Origin of the sequence: Enterococcus sp. 7F3_DIV0205, from assembly GCF_002141365.2 — a bacterium.
In the GTDB taxonomy this organism is placed as follows: Bacteria; Bacillota; Bacilli; order Lactobacillales; family Enterococcaceae; genus Enterococcus_L; species Enterococcus_L palustris.
In genome coordinates this window covers 559,358-586,083 of the sequence record NZ_CP147244.1, presented here as the reverse complement: position 1 = coordinate 586,083, position 26,726 = coordinate 559,358, and the positions used below count along the sequence as shown (strand labels likewise).

The 26,726-nt window shown below is 34.8% G+C and carries 22 protein-coding genes; 5 read left to right on the top strand and 17 right to left on the bottom strand.

Annotated elements, in window-relative coordinates; translation table 11 throughout:
• Positions 1 to 9 precede the first annotated feature (9 nt).
• Complete coding sequence (locus A5821_RS02700; RefSeq protein WP_249921818.1) at positions 10 to 1,317, top strand: helix-turn-helix domain-containing protein; 1,308 nt, start codon at positions 10 to 12, stop codon at positions 1,315 to 1,317.
• A gap of 84 nt (positions 1,318 to 1,401) precedes the next feature.
• On the opposite strand, the gene A5821_RS02695 is transcribed toward A5821_RS02700, so the two are convergent.
• Both A5821_RS02695 and gdhA read right to left on the bottom strand, forming a co-directional pair.
• A complete protein-coding gene (locus A5821_RS02695; RefSeq protein ID WP_086312965.1) occupies positions 1,402 to 2,751 on the bottom strand; it encodes a glucose-6-phosphate isomerase in 1,350 nt (449 codons plus the stop codon).
• A gap of 229 nt (positions 2,752 to 2,980) precedes the next feature.
• Positions 2,981 to 4,327 carry an NADP-specific glutamate dehydrogenase gene (gdhA, locus tag A5821_RS02690; protein ID WP_086312964.1) on the bottom strand — a complete coding sequence of 449 codons (1,347 nt, stop codon included), beginning with the start codon at positions 4,325 to 4,327 and terminating at the stop codon, positions 2,981 to 2,983.
• Positions 4,328 to 4,465: 138 nt separating this feature from the next.
• On the opposite strand from gdhA, the gene A5821_RS02685 reads away from it, so the two are divergent.
• Both A5821_RS02685 and A5821_RS02680 read left to right on the top strand, forming a co-directional pair.
• Positions 4,466 to 5,755 carry an NAD(P)/FAD-dependent oxidoreductase gene (locus tag A5821_RS02685; protein ID WP_086312963.1) on the top strand — a complete coding sequence of 430 codons (1,290 nt, stop codon included), beginning with the start codon at positions 4,466 to 4,468 and terminating at the stop codon, positions 5,753 to 5,755.
• A gap of 169 nt (positions 5,756 to 5,924) precedes the next feature.
• The gene (locus tag A5821_RS02680) at positions 5,925 to 6,353 is read left to right on the top strand and encodes a hypothetical protein (RefSeq protein ID WP_086312962.1); all 429 of its coding nucleotides are present in this window, start codon (positions 5,925 to 5,927) and stop codon (positions 6,351 to 6,353) included.
• An 80-nt stretch (positions 6,354 to 6,433) separates the two neighbouring features.
• Here the strand turns inward: A5821_RS02680 and A5821_RS02675 are convergent, their stop codons facing one another.
• The 7 genes from A5821_RS02675 to A5821_RS02645 form a co-directional block, all read right to left on the bottom strand.
• Positions 6,434 to 7,129, bottom strand: a complete 696-nt coding sequence (locus A5821_RS02675; protein WP_086312961.1) for a winged helix-turn-helix domain-containing protein — start codon at positions 7,127 to 7,129, stop codon at positions 6,434 to 6,436.
• 55 nt (positions 7,130 to 7,184) lie between these two features.
• Positions 7,185 to 8,297, bottom strand: a complete 1,113-nt coding sequence (locus A5821_RS02670; RefSeq protein ID WP_086312960.1) for a DUF916 and DUF3324 domain-containing protein — start codon at positions 8,295 to 8,297, stop codon at positions 7,185 to 7,187.
• A 122-nt stretch (positions 8,298 to 8,419) separates the two neighbouring features.
• Positions 8,420 to 9,226, bottom strand: a complete 807-nt coding sequence (locus tag A5821_RS02665; protein WP_086312959.1) for a WxL domain-containing protein — start codon at positions 9,224 to 9,226, stop codon at positions 8,420 to 8,422.
• A 41-nt stretch (positions 9,227 to 9,267) separates the two neighbouring features.
• On the bottom strand, positions 9,268 to 10,080 hold the full coding sequence (locus A5821_RS02660; RefSeq protein ID WP_086312958.1) for a WxL domain-containing protein: 813 nt from the start codon (positions 10,078 to 10,080) through the stop codon (positions 9,268 to 9,270).
• Positions 10,081 to 10,099: 19 nt separating this feature from the next.
• A complete protein-coding gene (locus A5821_RS02655) occupies positions 10,100 to 10,834 on the bottom strand; it encodes a WxL domain-containing protein (protein ID WP_086312957.1) in 735 nt (244 codons plus the stop codon).
• A 15-nt stretch (positions 10,835 to 10,849) separates the two neighbouring features.
• Positions 10,850 to 13,216: an Ig-like domain-containing protein gene (locus tag A5821_RS02650; RefSeq protein ID WP_086312956.1), complete on the bottom strand. Its 2,367-nt coding sequence runs from the start codon at positions 13,214 to 13,216 to the stop codon at positions 10,850 to 10,852.
• A 140-nt stretch (positions 13,217 to 13,356) separates the two neighbouring features.
• Positions 13,357 to 13,776 (bottom strand): LPXTG cell wall anchor domain-containing protein, encoded by a 420-nt coding sequence (locus A5821_RS02645; RefSeq protein ID WP_249921817.1) that lies wholly within the window; start codon positions 13,774 to 13,776, stop codon positions 13,357 to 13,359.
• A gap of 351 nt (positions 13,777 to 14,127) precedes the next feature.
• Here A5821_RS02645 and A5821_RS02640 point away from each other — a divergent pair, with 351 nt between their 5' ends.
• Positions 14,128 to 15,600 (top strand): helix-turn-helix domain-containing protein, encoded by a 1,473-nt coding sequence (locus A5821_RS02640; protein ID WP_339098946.1) that lies wholly within the window; start codon positions 14,128 to 14,130, stop codon positions 15,598 to 15,600.
• A gap of 49 nt (positions 15,601 to 15,649) precedes the next feature.
• Here A5821_RS02640 and A5821_RS02635 read toward each other — a convergent pair whose 3' ends face one another.
• Positions 15,650 to 17,044: a 6-phospho-beta-glucosidase gene (locus A5821_RS02635; RefSeq protein ID WP_086312954.1), complete on the bottom strand. Its 1,395-nt coding sequence runs from the start codon at positions 17,042 to 17,044 to the stop codon at positions 15,650 to 15,652.
• A 159-nt stretch (positions 17,045 to 17,203) separates the two neighbouring features.
• On the opposite strand from A5821_RS02635, the gene A5821_RS02630 reads away from it, so the two are divergent.
• Positions 17,204 to 18,199, top strand: coding sequence for a LacI family DNA-binding transcriptional regulator (locus A5821_RS02630; protein ID WP_086312953.1), 996 nt, complete (start codon positions 17,204 to 17,206; stop codon positions 18,197 to 18,199).
• 28 nt (positions 18,200 to 18,227) lie between these two features.
• Here A5821_RS02630 and A5821_RS02625 read toward each other — a convergent pair whose 3' ends face one another.
• The 7 genes from A5821_RS02625 to zapA form a co-directional block, all read right to left on the bottom strand.
• Entirely contained in the window at positions 18,228 to 19,496 is a 1,269-nt protein-coding gene (locus tag A5821_RS02625; RefSeq protein ID WP_086312952.1) for an ABC transporter permease, read from the bottom strand.
• Positions 19,489 to 20,388, bottom strand: coding sequence for an ABC transporter ATP-binding protein (locus A5821_RS02620; protein WP_086312951.1), 900 nt, complete (start codon positions 20,386 to 20,388; stop codon positions 19,489 to 19,491). The genes A5821_RS02625 and A5821_RS02620 overlap by 8 nt, the downstream gene beginning before the upstream one ends.
• Positions 20,389 to 20,831: 443 nt before the next feature.
• Positions 20,832 to 22,631 (bottom strand): excinuclease ABC subunit UvrC, encoded by a 1,800-nt coding sequence (gene uvrC, locus A5821_RS02615; RefSeq protein WP_086312950.1) that lies wholly within the window; start codon positions 22,629 to 22,631, stop codon positions 20,832 to 20,834.
• Between the two features lie 101 nt (positions 22,632 to 22,732).
• Positions 22,733 to 23,047 (bottom strand): thioredoxin, encoded by a 315-nt coding sequence (trxA, locus tag A5821_RS02610; protein ID WP_086312949.1) that lies wholly within the window; start codon positions 23,045 to 23,047, stop codon positions 22,733 to 22,735.
• An 89-nt stretch (positions 23,048 to 23,136) separates the two neighbouring features.
• On the bottom strand, positions 23,137 to 25,503 hold the full coding sequence (locus A5821_RS02605; protein ID WP_086312948.1) for an endonuclease MutS2: 2,367 nt from the start codon (positions 25,501 to 25,503) through the stop codon (positions 23,137 to 23,139).
• Positions 25,504 to 25,578: 75 nt separating this feature from the next.
• Positions 25,579 to 26,127: a CvpA family protein gene (locus tag A5821_RS02600; RefSeq protein WP_086312947.1), complete on the bottom strand. Its 549-nt coding sequence runs from the start codon at positions 26,125 to 26,127 to the stop codon at positions 25,579 to 25,581.
• A 17-nt stretch (positions 26,128 to 26,144) separates the two neighbouring features.
• Positions 26,145 to 26,588: a cell division protein ZapA gene (gene zapA / locus A5821_RS02595; RefSeq protein ID WP_170922941.1), complete on the bottom strand. Its 444-nt coding sequence runs from the start codon at positions 26,586 to 26,588 to the stop codon at positions 26,145 to 26,147.
• Between the last annotated feature and the right edge of the window lie 138 nt (positions 26,589 to 26,726).

The following is a 26,726-nucleotide window of genomic DNA, read 5'->3' as shown; positions in this document are numbered from 1 at the left end:
GAGTTAACAGTGGATATTAAAAATAATGACAACCTTAAGAATATTTTATTGGAGAAAAGAATTGGAGGTTTTCTTATTCAGAATAATTCCGAACATAATACGAATTATCTCTCCATACGATTACGCCTAAACTATTTGGAACACTCCCTACAATTCAAAATACTTTTGGAGCTCTTGTTGAATCATTATAATTCCGTAGAAGACTTAGCAGAAAAATTATATGTTAGTCCTTCCCATCTTTATAAAAATATCACTGCTCTCAATGTTGAATTAAAACGATTTCCTTTAAAAATTATATTTCATCCAACCACAAACTTCCAAGGAAAAGAAAAATATATAAGAATGCTTAACTTCTACTTTTTTTGGAGTACCTATCGAGGAATCACTTGGACATTCGATTTTGATAACATGAATAGATTTTCCGCTTCCGTTGATTTTGCTGAACTAAAGAGGAACTATTCTGAATCGGTTATTAAACGTTTAGAATTTATGGTGGGTCTATTTATGGTCAGACAAGAAAAACATCCTATTCGATTACCCAAAAAAATCAGGGAGTTATCCAGAAACTTCTCGACAACAAATGATATTTCACAACTTATTGAACCATTTCTTGCCTCAGAGGATGAGATTTTATTTTTCAATTTAATTTCCAGATGTTATATTTCTGAAATAGATGACTTGAATGATCAAATCAGGCTTTATAATTCCTTTCCAAGGACATTACCACTCATTAAAGACTGTGATTTATTAGTGGATGAATACGAAAAATATTTTTATCCTAACTCTTCTATGGGAAAAAAGCAAAAAGCAATCGTCTTTTACTATTCTCTCATTGGATTGATTCAGGCGACTTATTTTTCAATCAGTCCCTTTCAGTTTTTCAGAGCTGCTTTTAATCAGGACAAAAAAAATTCACTATCGATTAAGAAAAATCCGAAAGTTTATAAATTTTACGAACATTTTCGGAAAAATAATCCTGATTTTTCAGTTGCTCCTTCATTTGATTTTGGTATGTGTGTCTTGTTAACGATTTTAACAGAAACTTTTTTATTCCCCTCCGTCTCTGTTTATATTCAATACTCTAGAAACAATCTAGGTATGGTTTATTTGAAAAATAGGCTGCATACCATTTTTAATCCTGAAACATTGCATATTACCAATAAAATTGATGATGCTGAACTGATAATCACTGACTGTTTTGAATCTGGAGCAGTCCAAAAAAATCAAAAAGTATTCTATATATCTAATGCGTATGATGAACTAACATGGTTTGAATTATTTTCTTGTATTCAAAACTTCTTATTTAAACCTGAATAAACCACATCAAAAAATACCGCTAGGTGGAATTATCACTTCCAACCAGCGGTATTTTTATCTTAAAATCAAATGAACGGTCTTATATTACAGACGAGCATTCAATTCTTTTGCTAACTCCTCAAATCCTGGTTTACCAAGTAATGCAAACATATTTTTCTTGTATGCCTCCACACCCTCTTGGTCGAATGGATTCACACCATTCAAGTAACCTGAAATACCAACTGCAATTTCAAAGAAGTACATCACATAACCTAATGAATAAGCATCCATTGCAGGGATTTTAACGATCATATTTGGTACGCCACCATCAGTATGAGCAAGCAAGGTACCTTCAAAGGCTTTAGTGTTTACAAAATCAATTTCTTTCCCTTGTAAATACCCTAATCCATCTAAATCTTCTGCAAGCTCTGGAATTGAAACAACATGACGTGGTGTTTCAACTTTAACAACTGTTTCAAATAAGTTACGCATACCATCTTGAACATATTGCCCCATTGAATGCAAATCAGTAGAGAAATCTGCTGCTGCAGGGAATATCCCTTTTTGATCTTTTCCTTCTGATTCACCAAAAAGTTGTTTCCACCACTCAGAGAAGTAATGCATTCCTGGTTCATAGTTGATCAACATTTCAGTTGTTTTGCCTTTACGATATAAGATATTTCTCAACGCAGCGTATTGATACGCTTGGTTTTTACTTAAATCAGTTGTTGATGCATATTCTTTACGTGCATCATTTGCACCTGTCATCAGCGCATCAATATCCCCACCGCTAACTGCGATTGGTAATAAACCAACTGGAGTCAATACAGTGAAACGTCCGCCAACATCATCAGGAATTACAAATGTTTCCCAACCTTCCGCATCTGCTTCAACTTTAACAGCACCTTTAGCACGATCAGTTGTTGCATAGATACGCTTGTTTGCTTCTTCTTTACCATATTTTTTGATCAATAATTCTTTAAATACTCTAAATGCAATAGCCGGCTCAGTCGTTGTGCCAGATTTAGAAATCACATTTACAGAGAAGTCACGGTCACCAATAACATTGATCAAATCAGCTAAGTAAGTCGAGCTGATACTATTTCCAGCGAAGAAAACTTGAGGTGCTTTTCTTTCAGATGCTGGTAATAAATTATTAAATGAGTGGTGTAAAAATTCAATTGCTGCTCTCGCACCTAAGTATGAACCACCAATACCAATCACAACTAAAACTTCTGAATCAGATTGGATTTTTTCAGCCGCTTTTTTAATGCGGGCGAATTCATCTTTATCATAATTTTCTGGCAGATCGATCCAACCAGTAAAATCACTTCCAGCTCCTGTTCCTTCTCTTAACGCTTTGTCTACTGCAGTCACTTGAGTCTGCATGTATTCCAATTCATGATCAGCAACAAATGGTGTCAAATTGGAATAATCAAATTGAATGTGTGACATTCCTTCTCCTCCTTGAAATTAAACTTAATACAGTATCTACTTTACGTTCTTTTGCTCCTTTTTTCAAGCAAATTATGACTGAGTGTACCAATTTTATTTTAATTCATGTAAAAAGGTTATTTTATAACACAAAATTAGAATAGCTTCAACAAAAATAAAGAATGATCGTGCGCCATACACCACGATCATTCTAACTAAACTCATCTCACTGAACGGATTGGTCAGGTGATTAAACTAGTCCTTGACTAAGCATCGCTTGAGCTACTTTTTCAAATCCAGCGACATTTGCTCCTAAGACAAAATTGTTTGTAGCATCATATTTATTAGCAGTATCACGGCATGTTTCGTAAATATTTTTCATAATATCATCCAGCATACCATCTACTTTTTCAAATGACCAAGATAAGCGTTCTGAGTTTTGGCTCATTTCTAAGGCAGAGACTGCTACACCACCGGCATTTGCGGCTTTACCTGGGCAATACAACACACCTGCTCTCTCAAGCACCTCAACAGCATCTAACGTACAAGGCATATTGGCACCTTCAGCCACAACTTTTCCGCCGTTTTTCACTAAAATTTCAGCTTGTTTCTCATTGATTTCGTTTTGAGTAGCACATGGCAAAGCGATATCGTAACTGATTTCAAAGTCCCAAACTGATTGACCCTCGTAATAAGTCGCATCTGAATGAGTATCTATATATTTAGAAATACGTTCACGATTTTTTTCTTTTAGTTCTTTTACTAATTCAACATCGATTCCTTTTGGATCGTAAACAAATCCGCTTGAATCAGAGCAAGTTAGAACAGTTGCCCCTAATTCTTTGGCTTTTTCCATTGCGTAGATCGATACATTTCCACTTCCAGAAACCACAACTTTTTTTCCTTCAAAAGAATCGTTTAAGTCTTTCAATAGATGCTTAACAAAATAAACACATCCGTAACCAGTAGCTTCTGTTCTTGCTTGGCTTCCCCAATATCCTAGTGGTTTGCCTGTCAGAACGCCTGCATCATAATTTCTCAAACGTTTATACATACCGAATAAGTATCCGATCTCTCTGGCACCAACACCGATATCTCCTGCCGGTACGTCAGTACTCGGTCCAATATGCTTTTGCAGCTCTGTCATGAAGCTTTGACAAAAACGCATGACTTCAGCATCTGATTTTCCTTTAGGGTCAAAATCGCTTCCCCCTTTACCGCCGCCAATTGGCAAACCAGTTAAGCTGTTTTTAAAAATTTGTTCAAAGGCTAAAAATTTCATCACACTTAAATTCACGCTAGGGTGAAAACGTAAGCCACCTTTATAAGGCCCAATCGCAGAATTATACTGGACACGATACCCACGGTTGACTTGCCAATTTCCTTGATCATCTTGCCAAGGAACTCTAAACTGTAAAATTCTCTCAGGTTCAATCAAGACTCCTAAAATATTGGCTTCAATGAATGCTGGATTTTCTTTTAAAAATACTTCAACCGTTGGTAAAAATTCATCGACAGCTTGCAAGTATTCCACTTGCCCTCGATCATTTTCATGAATCTTCTTTTGAATCTCTTCCACGTACTGTTTTGCTTCCATTTAATCACCCTCTCATTGTTATAATCCTATTTTAACCTAAATTCTGAAAATTTCCACAATTTTTTACTATGAATTGCAAAAAAAGTAGAAAAAGTTTTGAAAATTGTGTTAAACTACCATTGAATCGGAGGAGAATTTATGAAATCATTTGATGTTATTGTCGTCGGAGCTGGTACTAGCGGCATGATGGCCGCCATCGCTGCAGCAAAATCTGGCAGCAATACTTTATTAATAGAAAAAAACAAACGCGTAGGTAAAAAACTCTTATTAACTGGCGGTGGACGCTGCAATGTGACCAACAATCGTCCTGCAGATGAAATCATCGCACATATCCCCGGAAATGGAAAATTTTTATACAGTGCTTTCTCACAATTCAACAATTACGATATTATGGAATTTTTCGAATCAAACGGAACCCATTTAAAAGAGGAAGATCACGGACGTATGTTTCCAGTCACAGATCGTTCAAAAACAATTGTTGAAACATTATTTAACCAATTAGAACAACTAGGTGTAACGATTTATACAGAAGCAAAAGTCGAGAAAATCTTACGCAAAGAAGATCAAGTAATTGGCGTTTCTTTAGAACATGAGAAAATTTACGCCCCTTGTGTTATTTTAACAACAGGCGGTCGCACATATCCTTCAACTGGTTCAACAGGAGATGGCTATAAACTAGCCAAAAGATTGGGTCATACTATTAGCCCTTTATACGCAACTGAATCTCCAATAATCTCTGATGACGATCTTATTAAAGAAAAAACACTACAAGGTCTTTCACTTCAGGATGTTTCTCTTTCCGTTTTGAATAGTAAAGGAAAAATAATTGTAGAACATCAGATGGATCTTCTGTTTACACATTTTGGTCTCTCTGGTCCTGCCGCTTTAAGATGTTCAAGTTTTATTAATCAAGAATTAGTTAAAAATCAGCAGAAGCCTGTTACGTTACAACTTGATATTTTCCCGCAAAAATCAGCAGCAGAGCTGAATAATGAAATAAAGAAAAAACTTTTAGAACATTCCGAAAAATCCTTGAAAAATGCTTTGAAAAATCTTGTTCCAGAACGACTACTAGATTTCGTCTTAACCGAAACAAAACTATCTGACTACCAATCAAAACAAGTCTTAGAACAACACATCAATCAACTGACCAATTACTTAAAGACTTTTCGGATAACGGCTACCAAAACACTACCTATCGAAAAGTCTTTTGTCACTGGCGGAGGAATTTCCTTAAAAGAAATCCAACCTAAAACAATGGAAAGTAAGTTGGTCAATGGTTTGTTTTTTGCTGGCGAGTTACTTGATATCAATGGCTATACTGGAGGATATAATGTCACTGCCGCTTTCGTCACTGGCCATGTTGCTGGTACGCATGCTGCTAGCATAGCAGAATATACTTACCTTCCCTCTTTAGAACAAGAATAATTTAATTTAGAACGAATGCAGCTTCTGCATTCGTTCTTTTCAATTTGTTCAGTCCATTATCCCAAAGAAACTACGACTTTAGCAGGATAAAACTTTCAAAATAAATCGGTCTTTTGTTTGATTCTTTATTACTCTGATTATGTGAAAATAGTCTTAGGAGGTGGTTATGATGAAAATTAACTTAAAACGACAAACAACATGGGGCTGCGTTCGTCATTTCATTGTATATAAAAATGGTGTAAAACAGGGGAAATTATTTAATAATATAACAACTGAAATAGATGCTGAAATTGGAGATACTCTTGAGTTTAGAGAAGGTCTTTTCCGTTTTTCTCAAAAAATCAAAGTAAATTCAGAGACTAAAGAAATCTTGATTTCAAATACCAATCAAATTAAACGTTTATTTTCATTATTTATCATTTTATTTATAGCGATATCTCTACTTAGTCTTTCAATTGCTTCTTTAAAAGTATTTTTATTTACTGAGATTTCTGCCTTTATTCTTTTGAATCATTTATTTCGTTATCGTTCATATAATTTTAATATTGAACCTATGGACTCATTATTACATGATATTTCCGGAATTGAAATCTACTAACCAAAAAAAGCCGTACAAATTCGAAATGAATTTATACGACTTTTTTGGTTTAATACACTATTTTGAGTCATTCTTTCATTCTATACTTCTTTTTCAGAAAAAGAAGTATCTAGAATATAGCCAATTGAACGAATTGTTTTCACTTGCACTGGTGAGTTCTTTAAATCAGCAAATTTCTTTCTTACGTGAGAAACAAGATTACACACTCGATTTTTTTGAACCTCACCTGAATTTTTAGGCCAAACTCCTCTGTATATATCTTCATAAGTTACAGTTTGGTTTTTATTTTTATATAAAATCGTCAAGGCTAAGAATTCTTGTCTAGTTAAATCGACTTCTTGTTTTTTATTGACTAATACACATGACTTCTCAGGTATTATTTCAAATGAAGACTCTTTATCTTTCTTTTTAATCGTTTCTTTTTTGATTCTTTTCAAAATATTTTTTACAATTAAATCTAATTCATCTGCCTCTTCTGTGAAGATGCCATCTGCTCCCAATTTTAAATAAACCATTCGGGAGGTAAAAACCATTTGTTCTTCATCTGCTAATATAAGTATATAAATATCAGAAATTTTCCTTATCTCTAATAACCACTCACAAATATTAGTAAAATTAAGTTCAATACTTTCTTCTATTACAAGCACATCTAATCCGTCTAAATCATCTAAACAAAATTCTTCAATTAGTTCAAGTGAGCATAGTTGATCTGAATCCAAAGTTTTGTAGTAATCATTTTGAGGTGTTCTTAATGAAAAATAACCTATGTTGTACATAATACATTTCCCCTGTATATTAAATTTGTTAATGCTCAATAACTTTTCTTAAAAATCATTTTTTATTTCTATTAGCATTATTACTGTTGCGCTTTTTACCACTTGTTTTTTTTCTTCTTTTAGCTGCCTCAGCCTTTAATCTTTTTCTTTTACGTCTTCTTCTCTTACTAATATATTGACTTAATCCAAAAGTTATCAGCATTAACACTATAACTCCAACTACGCCGCCAATAATGTACCATTTTGTATAATCTACCTTTAACTCAACAGCTTTTTCATTCAGTTCTTTGGCTTCTTTTTGACTGATTTCAAAGTCTTTAGACCATTTCCATTTTTCAGATCCACTTGAAACATTCATATGCAAGGTATACTTCCCTGCTTTAAATTCTTGATTTTCCCAACTCATTCCAAAATTAAAATTAGAATTGGGTGCCATACGAACTCCAGGTTTCTTCTGTTCAAATAAGGTTTCTTTACTTCCTTTTTTAGTTACCCGAGCATCGATTTCCATATCTTGAATGATTACAGGCTGCGTATTTTGAATATTCGCTTTCAATACATTTCTATAGTTGACCTGTGAAGGTTGGATTTTACCAAGTTTCAAGTCAGGTTTGACAATATTATCGTTTTGTCTAATCAATACACCTATTGCAAACGCGAAACGATTTTTGATCTGAACTCCTGAGTTTTCTTTATCGTCCTTTTCCTTATCTTCTTTTTCAGTAAAATGAAGTCCACCCAAAATGACACCATCTAATTCTTTGTCTGGCATCGTCACTTTTATTTTCAATATTTTTGAGCTTTTAGCTGGAATTGTTGTTTCTTTTTCTACCTCACTAATAACAGAAAAAGGTGCTTTCAATGTTTCATCTAATTTAGGGTCCGCATTACTATAATCAACAATTCCGTTATCGTTTGTAATTGCTGTGTTAGCATTATTTTCTACAGTAACTTCTTCATCTAAAGGATTATTCATCGAAACTTCTAATTCCTGAACTTGTCCAGGCTTCATTTTTAAATCGAAATACGTTTTTGTTTTATCAATTTGATTATCAGGAATGACCGCAGTTACGGAGAAATTCATTGTTCCGTCTTGTGCTGATGCATTCAATGGCAAAGAGCTTATCATGATGATCAAAAGTAATAGTGATATTATTCGTTTATTCATTAATAATTTCTCCCAACTTACTTATGTTTGATTTTATGTCGTCGTGTTGTTTTTATGTAAAAATCAATCATTGCAACGACAGTAACATTCTGTTGCTGCAATGATTGTTCATATTAAACTTTTTAATTAGTCGATGTTGGAGTTGTTGAAAGTGTCCAAGTTATAGTAGACTTGTATTCTTCTTTAGGGTTTTTCTTAGAATCAGCAGGAACGCTAAGTGTTACATTAGGGTTTCTGTCAGTGTCTGTCAAAGTAGCCGTTGTATCTTTGCTGAATACTGCTGCCCATGATCCCATCCCTTGGTCAGTTTTCGCTACGATAAGTGGTTTAGCATCCGTTGTTAGAGTCACATTTGTATTTAGTGTATCTGGTTTAAAGTCTTTTCCATTAACTGGTTTTACTTGTGTAGAAAATTGTGAGTGACCTAGTGTTAACGTAGCTTTTAAGTCTGCTTCCGTATCTATAATAGTTCCTTTAAATGGAGTAGCAGATACAGTTAAATCCCATCCTTCATTTGTACCTCTATTATCTGTTACTTGAACGTAGTGAGGAACATATTTTGCTTGTAGAGGATCTGTAACTCTACCAGTTTCATCTAATAGACTCACTTTTGGGTATAATGGATGGTAATCTGCCGCATTACCAGACATTGTTACTGTACCAAACTTAAAGTTTGGTGCGAAATCGACTCTCAATGGACCTTTTGTTCCTGTAGAGCCTTCGCCTGTATCAGGTTTTACACCATTTCCATCTGGGTTAGTCGGATCGATCGTATTTCCTCCGTTATCTGCATCTAGTGATTCTGATTCAAATTTTACTGTTGCATCAGTGGTTGGTGCTGCAACTTGATCAGCGAAAGCTGGTGAAGCCGCTCCTAAAATAAATGTGCTAATTAGTAGTGCCGAAGCAATTGTTCTTGTTTTTTTCATAATTAATATCCTCTTTTCTTTTTTATACTCTTCTTTTATCCTTAAGGTACTTCATTCAAATTAACGTTTGATTGATCTGGACCATCAACTAATGTCCAAGTTAATACAGTTTTATACGCTGCATTCTTTAATTTTGCAGTATCCCCAGGAACATATAACGAAATACTTTTCGCTGCTTGCTCATCAGTATCTCCCAATGTATAGTGCCAAGTTCCCATACCTTTACCAGCTGGAGCATTAACCACTGTCACAGCACCTTCACCTGGTGTAAGTGTTTGTTTAATTCCTAATGGAGCGAACTCCGACCCTTTTTGAGAAGACTTCAAGGTTGGATTGTCAAAGCTCAACGAAGCACCTACCAGTGTAGAAATACTATTGTCTTTGTCTTTCGCTTCGAATTGTGCGTCTTGTTTAAGTTGCAACTGCCAACCAGCGTTTGATCCACGACTATCGGTAATTTGAACATAGTTAGGAACCTCTTTTGGTTCCGAAATGCCTTTTAAGTTGATTTTTGCTAATTTTGCAAAATAGGTTTCATTATTACCAGAAACCTTAACTAGGCCAAAATTTACTTTTGTAATATAGTCAATCGTTAATGGACCAACCATCCCAGTATCGCCTTCACCCGGTGTTTCCATTTCTTCTCCACCAGGACCAATCGGAGGCGTAGTATCCGTTTCATTTTGCTCAAATGTAATTTCTGCTTCAGATTTTGCAGGATCTTTAATTGTAATTGGCGGTTTTACTTCACTTTCATTTGTCGTTTCAGCAAATGCCGCTGGTGTTCCTAGTAAAAAACTCGCAAATGTTACTATTCCTGTGGTAGTTACTGTTAAACTTTTTTTCAATATCATGTTTTCTTCTCCTTTAATGTTAAATTGGTGTATCAATCAACTCCCAAGTTAAGGAAGTTGTATAGTTACCTTTTTTCTTTTCGATTGTCCCTGGAACACTTACTTGTATGCTGGTTTTACTTTCCTCTTTATCTTTTCCAAACATAATGATCCAAGTTCCTTTACCGGACGTTTCTGTCGATTTAGATACTTCTGTCGCTTCCCCACCCTCAGGCTCCAACCGTACGCTTTCGGTAACAATTGGTTTAGCCCCGTCATTCGGGGAGAACAATCGAATGTTTTTTAGCGTTATTTCAGCACCTTTTAATAAATGTGCGCCATTCCTAAGTTGACCATTTTGTTTGACCGTTAGTCGCCATCCAGATTTTTTCCCTCGATTATCTGTTAGTTGAAGGAAATTAGGTACTTCTTCTTCCGAACCATCTGCTAATCTCTTTATTCTTGTTAACTTTGCATAGTAAATATCATTTTTCTGTGATCCGTCATGTTCTCCAAAAACAACATGAGGAGCAAAATCGACACTCAAGGGTCCTGGTGTCCCTGGTTGGACAGGAATTGATGAAATGATCTTTATTGATTCACCAGGATGAGACGAATCAAGCAGCGGTGTAACTTCTGTATTTTCAGTATAATAAATCTCCCCTTCGGATTTATTCCCTGTTGTTCCATTTGCAAAAGCTGCACTCGCCCCTAAACAAACTCCGCCTAGCGATAGAGTCAGAAAAATAATAATCATTTTGATATTTTTCTTCATTTCCCTCCCCTTTCATCACGGTCCATTCTCGAGTGTCCACATTATTTGAGCAGTGTATTCTTTGTCCGAACGAACACTTCCTGGCAACACATTTAGAATCACTTCTTTTTCTTTATCTTTCGTAAAGTCTACTTGAATAACACCATTGCTTAATTTGTTTGGTTCATAAACTGGCGTATCCAGATTATTAAGATTTGTATCTACAATTTCCCCTGAATCGTAAGATCGATAAATCAATCCACTAGCTGAGATAATACCGTCTTTCGTTTTTAGAGGCTGTTCCATTTTTGCCATTAAGCGCCATTTATTCAACTTAAATCGAGTATCGTTTACAGAGATGCTTAGCTTATTTTCAGAAGAAATAAACTGTTCTTTTGATTTGATTGTTTGTGTACCAAAAGAGATCTTATCGACTGTCTTATCGAAAGCTAAATTCCCCTCAAGCAGGGTAACGTTAAATACTCTTGTCAATCGATCAATTGTGACTGTGATTGTGTATACACCTGGTTGTTTTTTTAAGAATCCTTGATTGTACGTCAGCTTATCGTTAATCATCTTGCCTGTCACTAAACTCCAAGCTTCAACTTGTCCGTGCTCTAAAACAAATTTTCTTTGTTCTTCAGCAGTTTCGGGCAAATCAATTGCTAAAGCAGAAAAATTATATGCTTTAAGAAGGTAACTACTATCAACCATTGTTGACTCATCCTTAACAGTTATTGGTACGACTACAACTAAAAAGTTGCCTGCTTTATCTGTTAAGGTAATTTCAGCTGTTTTATATCCCGCTTTAGAAATATCTGGGACCTTCGTCATTTTTATCGTTAAATTATCTGCTCCAATACCTGCATTGTCAGAAATGTTTTTAAGCATCTTCTCTGTTGATGGGAGTGAATCTCCCAATGTTAAAGCTTGTTTAACTGCATCTGCTTTAGGTGCTGTTGTATCAGCTACAATTTGTATATCTGAAGCAATACTAACGTTTCCAGCGGCGTCTGTTGAAGTAGCATAATAAATTTTATATGGTACGATTGGCTTCTTAGCTGCTGGAACAGTAATTGAAAACTGACCATTTATATCTGCTTTTCCAGTCAAAAATATTGCTCCATTTGACTTATCATATATATTTACCGTCGATCCTGCTTCAGCTTTTCCAGAAACTGTGCCGTCTTGGTCATTAATTAAATTTAGCGTTGGTTTTTCTGGAGGTACTACGTCTTTTATGATACGTACTTGAGAAGTTGTTTTCCCTCGAAGCATACTGAAAACAGTGACTGTTTCATATTCCTTAAAATATTTGTCTTTTGGTAAAGAGTAACTAAAATTCCCTTCACTATCTGCACGAATTTGATATTTTCTTACATCATTAGCAACTTCTGAATTTAAAGTTCCCTCTGGAAAATCCGATACGCCAGAAAATTGAACAAATGAATTCGGATATGTTTTTCCTGTGATCGTATGGCTGCGTTCATTTTTTGGATCATTGACTAAATCATCGGGAATAGTCAATGACATGACTATTTTATCCAGCAACGCTTGAGCTTTTGCCAGTTCTTTTGTTAGTTCAGCATTAATTCCAATATGAACAACAGTATCAATCAATTTCTTTGTTTTATCTATTTCTTCTTGTGTCGTAGACAATTTCAACTCGGTATGAGTGCTATCTGTAAACAAAGCATCAAGACTTGCTCTAGATTCTACAATTCCTTGATTTAAATCAACAATAGATGTATTCCGAAAATACGCCGCAGAATAATAATCTACCAATGGACCTATACTAAAAACGAGAGTCATTTCATTTGTTGTAGCCTGAACAATTTTTGTCACAGTTGTAGGAGCAAATCCGCGCTCTATTAATCTACTGTAGTCTGAATAAACAGACACCGGACTATTCACATCTGAGTTTGATAGCCAATTTAGAGCATATCTCGCAACAGTTCCAGCATAAGCACTTGCACTCATTTCAGTGGAAAGTTGATAATAATGACCAGGAATTGTACGAATAGTACTTTTTACAAGTCCGTAATTATTCATTTTCCCATTAATATTAAAAGTTACAGTACGGGGAGAAGCTGATGCGCTCAGACTTCTGTCACTTATAAGATACTTAGAAGTTGTTCCGTTCCAATCATTATTGCGAATCCAGCTATTACTGCCATAGCTAGTATATCCTTCCCAACTCACTAATAAGTTATACTTAGAAAGAACTGCTTGGTCTGTTACTAATGGAGGTGCTTCTTCAGTTTTAGTTTGGTAATTGATATTTTTCTGGTCCTCTGCTGCTTTTATTACTTTTTTTGCTTCCGACTTTGGATAAAGAACACTTGTAAAGACGACGAGTACAACAAACAGCACTGAGATAAGATACCATTTTTTTTTCTTCATTTTCCTTCCTCCTATTCCATGCAAAATCTTTTAAGTGCATTATAGGATTTAAAATTGAGCAATTTTGCCATTTCTCCTCCCCTTTCATTATGGTCCATTTTCAAGTATTCTCATTTGATAGAACAGATCACTTTTTTTCTTCATTTTTTCCTCTTCTTTACGGGTATTCTTATTAAAGCTCCTATAGGCTTTAAAACTGAGTAACTAAAAACAATGATTAACATTAGCGAACCTAATAGTAGGTATAAAACGTTATTCTTCATTCCAGTACTGGGTAAAAATCCTACCTCATCAGGCTTAGCTCTTTTTCCACCCCTTGTTTCTGGCAACTCTTTTTTGCTAGTTGTAGTAGTACTCTCCAAAGTCTCATTTGTGCTACTTTCAGATACGGCACTTGAACTTGAATCACTTCCAGCCGCTACGTCACTGTTAAAAGTTAAACCGATTTCAGTATTATAGTTTACTGCTTCTACTGTATTAAAAAGTTGAAAGAATGATATCGTTATAAAAATAATACTTAGGAAAATAACATATTTTTTTTTCATAGTACCCCCTTTCATTCTCCGGTTCTCCTTTTTCTCAAAAAATATATTAAATGAACCCTAAAAACATTATTTAAATATAATAAATAAATTCCGGAGATTTTAATTAAAAATTTTTCTCTTTCGTGTTACTTTATTATCATAAAACATAAAAAAATTTTTTGAAAATCCAAAACTGAACACATTTCAGACCTTTTTTAGATAAAATAACAGAACAAATACAACCAAAATTAATTTAAAGCTTTTTTCAATGCATAAAAATAACATATAAAAAACAAATTATACTCATTTAGATACACGCTTCATTGACTTTGTTTTTTTTCTACTCTATAATTCCACGGAAAACTACTAATTAAAGGACGTAGATGAATGGAATTTTTTTTAAATGATAAAAATAAGAAAAAATTAGAACTTTTTAAAGAATTAGTTTTTAAAGATGGTGAAAAGGTTTCTTTCTCTTACCTCCAACATTATTTAGATATTTCTTTAAGTACTTTAAAACGATATTTTAATGAGTTAGAATCAGATGTTAAAAGTAATGAAGAGTTAAAAATGATTGTTTTCGAAAAAAATACAGGTAGTTTTCAATTAAATAATTATTCAGATTTTAAAATTGATTATTTAGTTGTTCAGTTAAGACTTCATTATTTGAATGACTCCTTACAGTTTAAAATCATTTCAAGTATTCTTACCAGGAACTACTTAACTGCTGATGAACTAGCAGAAGATTTATTTGTCAGTATCCCTTATCTTTATAAGCAAATAAATGCTTTGAACGAACAACTTAAAAGTTTCCATATAAAAGTAGCTTTTCATTTAAATGGAAATTTATGCGGTGAAGAAAAACACTTGAGGATGTTTTATTTTTACTTCTATTGGAATGCCTATCGTGGTATCATCATTCCTTTTGAATCTGAGCTTAACTGCGTCTTTACTTGCCCGGATCTAATTAAAAAATTGGAAAGACGTTACTCTGCATCAGTCATTAAACGGATAAAATTAATGTTAGGCATTACAATCGTACGACAGTATAAATATCCAATAGATTTACCGCTAGAAATTAAAGATATACTGAAACCATTTGAAGTTGCGACAGAAATTTCGACACTCGTTAAAAGGTATTTCATATCAGAAGAAGAACGATTATTTTTTGATTTGATGCTCAGAAGTTTTATCTCGGATATCGACTCTTCAAAAGAAAAAATCAAACTGTTTGATAGCTTCCCTAGATCCTCCTCTTTAGTTTTCTCTAGTGAATTACTCGTTAATGAATATGAAAAAAGTTTCTATCCTTCTAATCCAATGACTTCCACAGAAAAAGCCAGCATTTTCTATTATGTGCTTATCGGGCTCGTTTATTCTACCTTTTTTGAAATTAATCCGATGTACTTTTTCAGACAAGTAATGATTAATGAACAAGACAACACAGAATTTCTAAAAAAATATTTAAAAAAACATCCAAAAAATTATCGGTTTTATAAAAATTTCAGAAAAAATCATCCTGAATTTACAATCGATCCTTCATTTAATTTTGGAATATGTATGTTATTAACTATTTTGACTGATATGTTTTTAGTCCCTAGTATCACGATTTATATTCAGTATAGTAGTAATAATTTTGGTTCTATCTTTATTAAAAATAAGCTTTTAACACTTTTTAATTCCGAATCAATCAATTTTACGAACAAATTAATTGAAGCCGACATTGCGATTATTGATAATTTTGAAGTACATGAAGAAAAAGAAAATCAAACCTTCTTCTTCGTAAATAGTTTTCTTGATGAGCGAATGTGGCTTGAACTAGTCATGCTTATTCAAAAAAGTCTAATGAATCATGAATAAAAAGAACAAGACCAAACGAATTTGTTTGGTCTTGTTCTTTGATAAAAATTTAGTTGCTTTTCATTAATTCCGTAACATAAGCTACTGTATCAGGTTGTTCTGCCTCAATCTTAGTAATCGCTTCAGAAAAGTTTGGTAGATGATCTTTATGGGCAATCAATAGTTCATCCAATAAGGTTTTAGCCATTACTCCTCCCGGAACTAACGGATTAATTGTGAATGCATGTAATGCCGCACCGTAATCTCCATCAATAGCCGCACGAATAACAGTTTCTTCCATACCTTTCATGACCTGGATAATACCACGTGCTGCGGGTGGGAACGCTCCCCAGTTATATGGTTCATGTCCATGTGCAGTTACAGGGCCTGAAACTTCTACAACACAGTCATAAGGTAAATCAGTGATCGTACCATTGTTTTCAGTTGAAACAACCATATCTGTACGCTTATCATTATGGATAGATGCAATTAATTCACAAGCGGCATCACTATAATGTGTGCCACCACGTTGTTCCAATTCTTTCGGTTTGTAATCTAAATTAGGATCTTTATAAAGTTCAAACAGTCGAGCCTCAGTTTCTTTCACGACTTGAGCTCTTGTTTCTCCTTTTTCAAACTCTTCGATCGAGTGTTTAAGCATTTCGTCTTCGATATAGTAATAACGGTGGTAGCCACATGGCAACATACCTAAATCTTTGATTTGTTCATAATGGAATGGTGCATTATGAATATTTTTCAAATGACTTTCAGAATCTTCTTGAGGGCCATAAATCAAATCAATCAGTTCTTGTGTCCGTTCATTTCCTTGTTTGTCCCAGACACGGTGCCAATGGAAGTGATTGATTCCTGCGAATTTAAAGAATAAGTCATCTTCAGGAATACCTAATTTTTCAGCTGCTTGTTTTCTGTGACCAATCGGTACATTACATAAACCAGCTGTTTTTTTCCAACCACCGTGCTTAATTGCAGCTTCTGTAACCATACCAGCAGGATTAGTAAAGTTAACTAGCCATGCATCTGGACATAGCTCTTTCATATCTTCAATAATTCCAAGAATCACTGGAATCGTACGGAAAGCTTTAAACATACCACCGGCTCCATTTGTTTCTTGACCTAAAACACCATGTGATAAAGGAATACGTTCATCTTTTATTCGAGCATCTAATAAACCAACTCGAAATTGGGTCGATACAAAGTCAGCATCTTTTAAAGCTGCACGACGATCTAATGTTAAGTGAACTTCCCAATCTAAGCCAGCTGCTTTAACCATTCTTTTAGCCATAGCTCCGACTGTTTCTAACTTTTCTCTACCTTCTTCAATATCTACTAGCCAAATTTCTTTGATTGGCAGTTCATCTTTTCTTTTAATGTAGCCTTCGATCAGTTCTGGTGTATAGCTTGATCCTCCACCAATTGTTGCAATTTTCAATGCTTCTCTTGTCATGTGTTTCCCTCCTGATTTATTGTTCAGAATACGTTCTGACATCGTTTACATTTCAATCATAATTTATGGGAATGTTCCCATGTCAAGCTCTTTTTTTAATTATTATATGTTATACTTAAAAAGTGAAAAGAACTACTATTCAACTAACGAGGTGTTATAATGACCACAATTATTGATGTTGCAAAAAAAGCCCAAGTCTCTAAATCTACTGTTTCCAGAGTAATTTCAGGAAATGGTTATGTTAGTCAGGAAAGCCGAAAAAAAGTTTTAGATGCAATGGAAGCGCTGTCGTACTCGCCAAATTTAATTGCCCGAAATCTTCAAAGTGGCGAAACGAAAACAATTGGTTTTCTCGCTCACGGTTTTATTGATCCTTTGGGGATTTTTCTTCAAAGCTTTATCTCTATTGCCAAAAAATATAATTACTATGTGACACTCTACTTTACTGATGGAGATAAAAAAAAGGAAATCGATGCATTAAATCAAATGAAATATAAACAATTAGATGGTATGTTTATTTTGACTCGAGCAAACAAATGGGAGGTTATTGAACCATATAGTATTTATGGCCCAATCGCGACTTGGCACCGCATTGATTCTGAACGAATCTATTCTTCATATGTCGATCATTATTCTGGCTATTTTCGATCGTTAGAGTATCTTTATCAAAGAGGCTATCGTTCAATCGGTCATGTGTTAGGCAATTTTGAAAATTTGAATACAAAAGCTCGGTTAAAAGCAATTGATGATTTTCATAAAGAAAAAAATATGCCTGTTAAAAATGAATGGATCTTCCATGATAAAGCAAGGCTTGATAATGGACGCACGATTGCTCAATTATGGCATAAAATGTCCACTAAAACGGATGCAATGGCATTTTACACCGATTCAGTTGCAGCGGGCTTTATCTCTGAGTTGCAATCTTTAGGTTATTCTGTTCCTGAAGATGTCGCTGTCATCGGTTTTGACAATAGCGAAATCAGCCGGTTAATGCATATTACAACCGTAGACTACTCTATCAAACTCCAAGCTGAAAACTCATTTATCTATATTCATAATCAGTTAAATAAAGAAATAATTCCAGAACAAGCAATGAGTGTGCAGTTGATTGAACGAAACACTGTCCCTCCACTAAAACAAATAAAAGAGCAGTGAAGAAAAATCTTCATTGCTCTTTTCAGTTTCATTTAGCCACTTTTTTACGTTCATTTCTTAAAATCGAAATCGATTGTTTTAGAGACTTAAACACACCGCCTTCGCTATAAACTAATACATTAGATTTGTAAAGTTTTGCTGAAAACATTGTTAATATTACGCCAAAAACAACCAAAATCAAAACAGAAATCATCGCGCCTGTGTTTGTCACTGTCTCACTTGCTAGTCGAATTGGCATAATAAAAGATGAAATCAATGGAATATAAGAAGAAACTTTGATCACGATATTTTGTGGATCGGTTGTTCCTAATGAAATCCCAATAAAATACCCAATCATAGCAACATAGATAATAGGCTGAACAGCTTTAGCTGTATCTTCTGGTTTCGATACCAATGAACCACATAGTGCTGCTAATACTGAATAAACTAACACACCTAGCACAAAAAATGCCAAAGTGAAAAACAGAAAACTACCAAAAATATTCGCAGAGGATAAGCCTTCTAAGAAGCCTTTTACCATATCAAGATCTTTTAATTGTGTATAACCAATTCCAATCGCAGCTGCATAAATCAAAATTTGTGTAAGAGCGACTAAAATAACTCCCGTCAATTTTCCATAAAAATGGGTTTGCGCTTTGGTACTTGATAAAATAACTTCCATGATGCGAGTTCCTTTTTCGGAAGCAATTTCTTGTGCAATAATGGAAGCATAGGTAATAATGATCACCCAAAGAATGATGGTTATCACAAATGACATTGCCGATTGAATCGCTGTATTGTCTTGTCCTGTTGTCATTTTACCGTTATCATCGAAACTAACTTTAGTCTTTTCGAAGTTTGCTGGTTGACTCAAACTTGCTAACTGCTCTGGGGTTAAATTCAGTTTACTCGCGTTCAAGGATGATTGAACACCATTTAGCATTTGTCCCATCATCAACTCAGTCGTTGTCCCTAATGAAGACTCTGCATATAATTTCCCTTTGATTTGTTCTGTTTTAGTATCTAAAACAAGAAAAGCATCCAAGTCTTTGTCTTTTAATTGTTTTTCAGCTTCTTTTTGCGACTGAACAACTTTAAATGTATAATCATCTGTTTTTGATTTTGCTAGCTGTGTCGCTAATTCTTGATTATCTGAAACTAGTCCAACTTTTGTCTCTTCAGAAAATCCACCTGCCAATGAACCTGCGATATAAATAATTCCCATCACAAGAAACGGTACCAATATCATAATCACAAAAGAAACAGACTTCACGTTCTTTTTATAAACATCACTCGCTATAATCCAAAATTTACTCATTTGGTTCACCTGCTTTCATCTTGAATATTTCTTCTAAGGTGGGTGGCTGTTGATTAAACATTGGAATATAACCAAATTGAGTGGCACGAGCAAAGATTTCTTGCCCTGCTTTTGGATCGCTTAACGTTACTTCAACAACGCCATCGCTACGTTTTACTGCTGAAATTACACCATCAATTGCTAATACGTCTTCTGGGGTCAATGGCGATTCTAAAAAGACTTTTGTCCGTCCGAAACTTTCGCGGATTTCATGAACTTTACCATTTAAAACCATTTTTCCACTTCTCAACATTACAAGATGATCACATATTTTTTCAACGTTATCCATATTATGACTGGAGAAAATAACACAAGAACCTTTCTCTTTCAAAGCGATGATTCCATCTTTTAATAATTCGGCATTAACTGGATCCAAACCACTAAATGGTTCATCTAATATAACTAATTTTGGTTCATGAATTAGTGTTGCAATCAGTTGAACTTTTTGTTGGTTTCCTTTAGACAATGATTTTACTTTATCCGTTTTTTTGCCTTTGACTTTAAATTTCTCCATCCACTCATCAATTTTAGGTTCGATTTCTTTTTTCGTCTTGCCACGTAATTCAGCAAAATAAATCAATTGTTCTTGAATCGAAACTTTTGGATATAATCCTCGCTCTTCTGGCAAGTAACCGATATCGTTATAGTCTTTACCACTTAATTGATGGCCATTCCAAAGGACAACACCGCTGTCTTGTGTTAAAAAATCCAAGATCAAACGGAAAGTTGTTGTCTTACCAGCCCCATTTTGACCGATTAATCCAAGTATTTTCCCATCTGGAATTTCAAATGACATATTATCTACTGCTGTATAGTCCCCAAATGTTTTAACCAAATTCTTTACTTCTAACATTCCCCATCCTCCATTACTCAAATTAAATCGACTCTTTATATAAAAAAGTAAATTATTCATTTTACTAGTCAAAAAGGTCTTTGACTCTTACCAAATTTTACCATGTGTCAGTATTATTTAAAATAAAAAACGACAGCTATTACCTATGATAATCAGCTGTCCTGTAATTAACACCTAAATGAAGTTACTTGATCAATCGTTGCAGTCTTATCCCTAAGATTCCTAAATCACTAAATATTCAGATAATTTGGAAAGTGTATACTTCAAAAAAATAGCAAAAGCTGTTTATGCTTTAGCTTCTAATAATATGTTATCGTGGGATACTAACTATGTCAAACTTTTTTTATGTAACGACGCGTTTTACTTGACAAATCCTGTAAAAAAATAGTTAAAAAACTAAACTTACCTTAATATGCTTAGCTTTTTAACTAACTGCTTTGTTATTATGATTTTTCTTCTGAATCAGATTCTTCTTTATGCAAATGATCATACACGTTCTTCGCTACATTTTTGGGTAAACCAGATGCGTTTAAGTCTTCCACCGAAGCGGCCGTAATATTTTTTAAGGATTTAAATTGCTTTAGTAGCTCTTTTTTCCTTTTTGGACCTAATCCTTCTATGTCATCTAGGCGAGAAGCAAAACTGTTTTTGCTTCTCAACTGCCGATGGAAAGTAATAGCAAATCGATGAACTTCATCTTGAATTCGCTGTAGTAAAAAGAATTCTTGAGAGTTTCTTTCTAAAGGCACAACCGCTAAATCAGGACCAAAAAGCAGTTCACTAGTTTTATGCTTATCATTTTTAGCCAATCCAGCGATCGGAATATCTAAGCCTAATTGATTATCCAAAACTTCTTTTGCAGCGTCTATTTGTCCTTTACCTCCATCGATCACAATTAAATCGGGAAATGGTAGATTTTCCTTCAACACTCGTGAATAGCGGCGATAGATCACTTCACGCATTGAAGCGTAATCATCAGGACCTTTAACTGTCTTGATTTTGTATTTACGGTACTCTTTTTTATCTGGTCGCCCATCAATAAACACTACCATCGCAGAAACTGGATCTGTTCCCATAATATTCGAGTTATCAAATGCTTCAATTCTTACAGGCGTTGGAATATTCATTGCATTGCCTAATTTTTCTACGGCGCCAATTGTTCGTTCTTGTTTTCGTACGATCAAATCAAATTTTTCTTGTAGAGCAACCGTTGCATTCTTACCAGCTAATCTGACTAATTTCTTCTTTTCTCCACGTTGAGGTTGTAACACTTTCGTTGAAAGCATCGCTTCAACGCTGGCAATATCAATATTATCTGGAATCAAAACTTCCTTCGGGATAAAATGTTCATTTTCTTGATAGAATTGTCCGATGAACGTTAAAAAATCCTCTTCTTCTTCATTATAAAAAGGAAAAATTGAAACATCTCGTTCGATTAATTTGCCTTGTCGTATAAAAAATACTTGGACGCACATCCAACCTTTATCAACAGCATAACCAAAAACATCACGATCAACTAAATCAGCGTTTGTCATTTTTTGACGGGTCATCACAGTTTCGATTGCTTTGATTTGATCACGATATTCTGCAGCTTTTTCAAATTCCATATTTTCTGCAGCTGCGTTCATTTTTCTTTGTATTTCTTCTTGAATAACGGGGTGGCCACCATTTAAAAAACTTTTTATTTCTGCAACCATTTCAGTATAGGTTGATTTAGGAATATCAAAGACACAGGGTGCTAAGCATTGCCCCATATGATAATACAAACAAACTTCTTTAGGTAATACTCGACATTTCCTCAATGGGAATAGTCGATCTAGCAGACGTTTTGTTTCATTTGCGGCCCCCACATCAGGATAAGGACCAAAATACAATGCTTTATCTTTTAAAACTTTTCTGGTAATCAGTAATCTTGGATAATCCTCATTCGTTATCTTGATAAAGGGATAACTTTTATCATCTTTCAACATGATATTATACTTAGGATCATTTTTATGAATCAAATTTATCTCCAAAAGTAGTGCTTCAATGTTGGATTCTGTCACTATATATTCAAAATCTTCTATCTCGCTGACTAGCCGTTCAGTTTTGGTATCGTGGCTGCCGGTGAAATAAGAGCGTACACGGTTTTTTAGTACTTTTGCTTTCCCAACGTAAATGATCGTTCCATTTTTATCTTTCATTAAGTAACAACCTGGTTGGTCAGGAAGCAATGCTAGTTTATTTTTGATTCTTTCGTTCATAATACTTCCTTTCTAATCCATTGATAGACTATATTATACCATTTTCTTTATGTTTAAACATAAAAAATAGGATGAAGTAATTCTTCATCCTACGTTTCATTTTACAGATATTTGTCGATCATTGCACGTAACTGTTCTTTTGAATGAACACCTACTGCTTTTTCTACAACTTCGCCGTCTTTTTTCAACAGTAATGTCGGAATACTCATGATCCCAAATGAAGCAGGCGTTGCTGGATTTTCATCTACATCCATTTTTGTAATTTTTACTTCACTCTCATCATATTCTTCGCTTAATTGTTCTAAAATTGGTCCTTGCATACGACAAGGGCCACACCATGTTGCCCAAAAATCGATCAAAACAAGACCGTTATCTGTTTCAGTTGAAAAATCTTTATCAGTAATTACTTGTGTCATAAAATAGACCTCCTACTTTTTACATCTGAATCAATTATAGCACTCGTTTCTTTATTCGACTAGTTTTCTGCTTACTAAAGGTAAGCATCCTACTTGAATTTCACGATTGTTGCTCCGTTACCACCTTGATTCCCAGGAGCAAATTCATAACTACTCACGCTACGATGACTTTTTAGATAATCAGTGATCCCTGTACGTAAAGCACCCGTCCCCTTACCATGGACAATTGTTACTTGAGGATAACCAGCTAAGATTGCTGCATCTAAATACTGATCAACTTCCGCCAAGGCTTCTTCATACCGTTTACCACGTAAATCTAGCTGATTGGCTACATGACTACTTTCACTTGATCGAACGGCCGTTACTCTTTGCGTAGGTTCTTTTTCTGGTGCTACTGGTGTCATATCACTTTCCGCGACAGACATCTTTAAAATCCCCAATTGCACTTGCCATTCATGATCACTTGATTTACGAATTAAGGTTCCACGTTGACCGAATGTATTGACAATCACTTCATCGCCAGATTTTAGTTTCTTTTGTTGTTTGGCTTTTTTTAGCACTTTGTTTTTCTCTAAATGTGTTTCTTCTTGATGAAGTTTAGAAAGTTTTGACTTGGCATCAATTAGCTGATGTTCTTTCACACCACCGTGATTTTCACCTGTCAGCTGCATTTTGCGAATGTCAGAGATAATCCCGCTGGCTTCTTCTTCTGCTTGTGAAACCAATTCATTTGCTTTCTGCCGCGCTTTCGCCATTTCCTTCTCTCGTTCATCGAAAAAGTATCCGTAGGCTTCTTTCAATTCTCTATGCAATCGTTGTGCCTCGTCCACATAATGCCGAACCTCTAGATATTCGGTTTCTGCCATTTTACGACGATTTTCCAAATCAGCGATCATCTCATTAAGATCTTGGCTCTCACCATCCATAATATGTTTTGCTTCATCGATGATTGTAGTATCTAAGCCTAGACGTTTTGAAATTTCAAACGCATTACTACGTCCTGGAACACCAATCAACAAGCGATAGGTTGGGCTTAACGTATCTACGTCAAACTCCATACTAGCATTGATTGTTCCTGCACGGTTGTATCCATACACTTTTAGCTCAGGATAATGGGTTGTTGCCATCACATAAGCACTTTTGCTGCCTAATGCATCTAAAATCGAAATGGCTAGTGCTGCTCCCTCTTGTGGGTCAGTCCCTGCTCCTAATTCATCAAACAACACTAAACTATGGCTGTCAACTTTTTTTAGGACATCAACAATATTTGTCATATGAGAAGAAAATGTACTTAAGCTTTGCTCGATCGATTGTTCATCCCCAATATCAGCAAAGATTTCGTCAAAAATACCCATACGACTTTCTTCCCCTGCTGGAATCGGCAATCCTGATTGTCCCATTAATTGAAGTAAACCTAACGTTTTTAGTGTAATTGTCTTACCACCAGTATTAGGTCCTGTGATCACAATAGCCTGATACTCTTTTCCGATAGTGATATCATTTGATACAGCCTTTTCTTGATCCAAAAGTGGGTGCCTAGCTTGTTTGAAGTAAATATGATTCTCTTCACTTATTTCTGGCACCACAGCTTTTAATTCTTTACCGAAACGAGCTTTGGCATTAACAAAGTCCAACTTTCCTATAACGTAAGCATTATGCATAATATCATTGCGGTGAGGAACTAATTCAGCAGATAACACGGATAAAATCCGCTCAATTTCACTGCGTTCCGCAATTTGATGTTGGCGTAATCGGTTGTTTAAATCGACAATTTGTTTTGGTTCAATAAACAACGTTTGACCTGAAGCACTTTGATCATGTACGACACCACCAAAAACACTCTTGTATTCTTGCTTCACTGGAATAACATAGCGTTCATTCCTCATTGTTACGATCGCATCACTTAAATATTTAGCATTTTTCCCTCTGACAATCCCATCTAATTGTTCACGAATCGTCTGTTCACTTCTGCGGATATTATTTCGAATAATCTTCAGCTCTGGTGAAGCTTCATCTGTCACCCGTCCATCTTCGTCTATGGACTCTTTTAGTCTGCGACTTAATTCAGGTAGAACAATCAATTGATCAATCCACTTATACAATCTCAGTAATTCAATTTCGCTATCTTGTAAATCGTTAAAGAAACGAATCACTTCAGAAGTAGTTGATAATACACGACCAATATGAGCTAGTTCTAGACCATTCAAATCCGCACCAATTTCAATCCGCTTCATGTGAGGACGAATATTTTCTAATTTAGGGATTGGGATACCACCACGTAAACGTTGAATTTTCAATCCATCTTCGGTTTCTTGTAACCAAGCTTGAATGCTCGTTGCATCATTAACTGGGACTAGGTGTTCGATTTCTTCTGACCCTTGTGCTGTTACAACATATTGAGAAATAAGCTGTTTGACCTTATCAAAACCTAATGTTGTTAAAATTCGTGTATTCATTTTTTCACCTTCTATTCTTTTAAAACTTGTTATGAGTTGTTTAGACCTTTACTCGTAATGAATATATCATTTCTTTTATTTAAGCATCTGTTCAATCCACAAATGATAGATTTGCTTAGAGAAAATTGGCGTATCTTTAATGATAAAGCTTGCCAATCCGCTATTTTTAAATTGATTTTGGACTGCGTCAACAGGTAACATTGACAACATACTTAATACTAGAAAAACACCGATATACATAACTATGAAACTTATTAAACCGCCAGCTAGCCAGTTTGCTTGCTTTAACACAGGTACAAACACCAATCCATGTGCGAAAATCGCTAAAAAGCGTACAACTAACCACCCCGCTGCTAAAATAAGTAGAAAAGCTACCGCACCGTAAAAAGCTTGATCCAAGTCAAGCGTAAGCTCTTGATTGAAAAAGACCAATTTAGTATCCGCTGTTGGTGAAGGATACGGGATGAACAATTCCAGATGAGAGGCTAAACTCTTATAATACGATTTAGCTATAAAATAAGAAACAAGATAACCAAACGTATATAAAACTTGTAAAATCAATCCGCGTCTAGCGCCTGTATAAAAGCCAATGGCTAATAGTAGTAAAATGAGTAATGTTAACATCCTGTCATCCTCTCAAATTATTGGTCTTGAGTACTCTTACTTTGAATTTGTTGTTTACGATTTTCATTTAAGATTTGTTGTGCTTCCATGTGATTATGAATTTCGACATCTTCTTGTCCGTTCTTTTTCAACACACCTCTTGCCTCTTCTTCAATTGCTTCAATGCGTTTAATACGGTTTTCAAGTTCAGCTAGTCTAATTGTCCGTTTTTTTAATTCAGCCACTTCTTGTTCTAAATTAAGAACTTTTTCTTGTTTTTTTAGTTGATCAGAAATTGCATTGATCGCTAACAAAACTGATGCTTGTTCATCGTTGGTTTGTGGCGAAATATGTTTGATTTCAGCTAGTTGTTCATTCACTAATTTTGTTACTAAATCCATATGTTGTTTGCTTTCTTGTCCGATGATCGTATACGTATGATCGGCAATCACAGCTTTATATCTTGTTTTTTCTTTAACCATGATAGTGTTCCCTCCTGTAGTGATCCATTACATGCTATTGTACCATGAAAATCACCATTGTGTGTTTTCAAATAACCCTTTCCTATTATATGCTACTATACAAAAAAATTAAAGGTCTAGTGTTATTATTACGTTTTT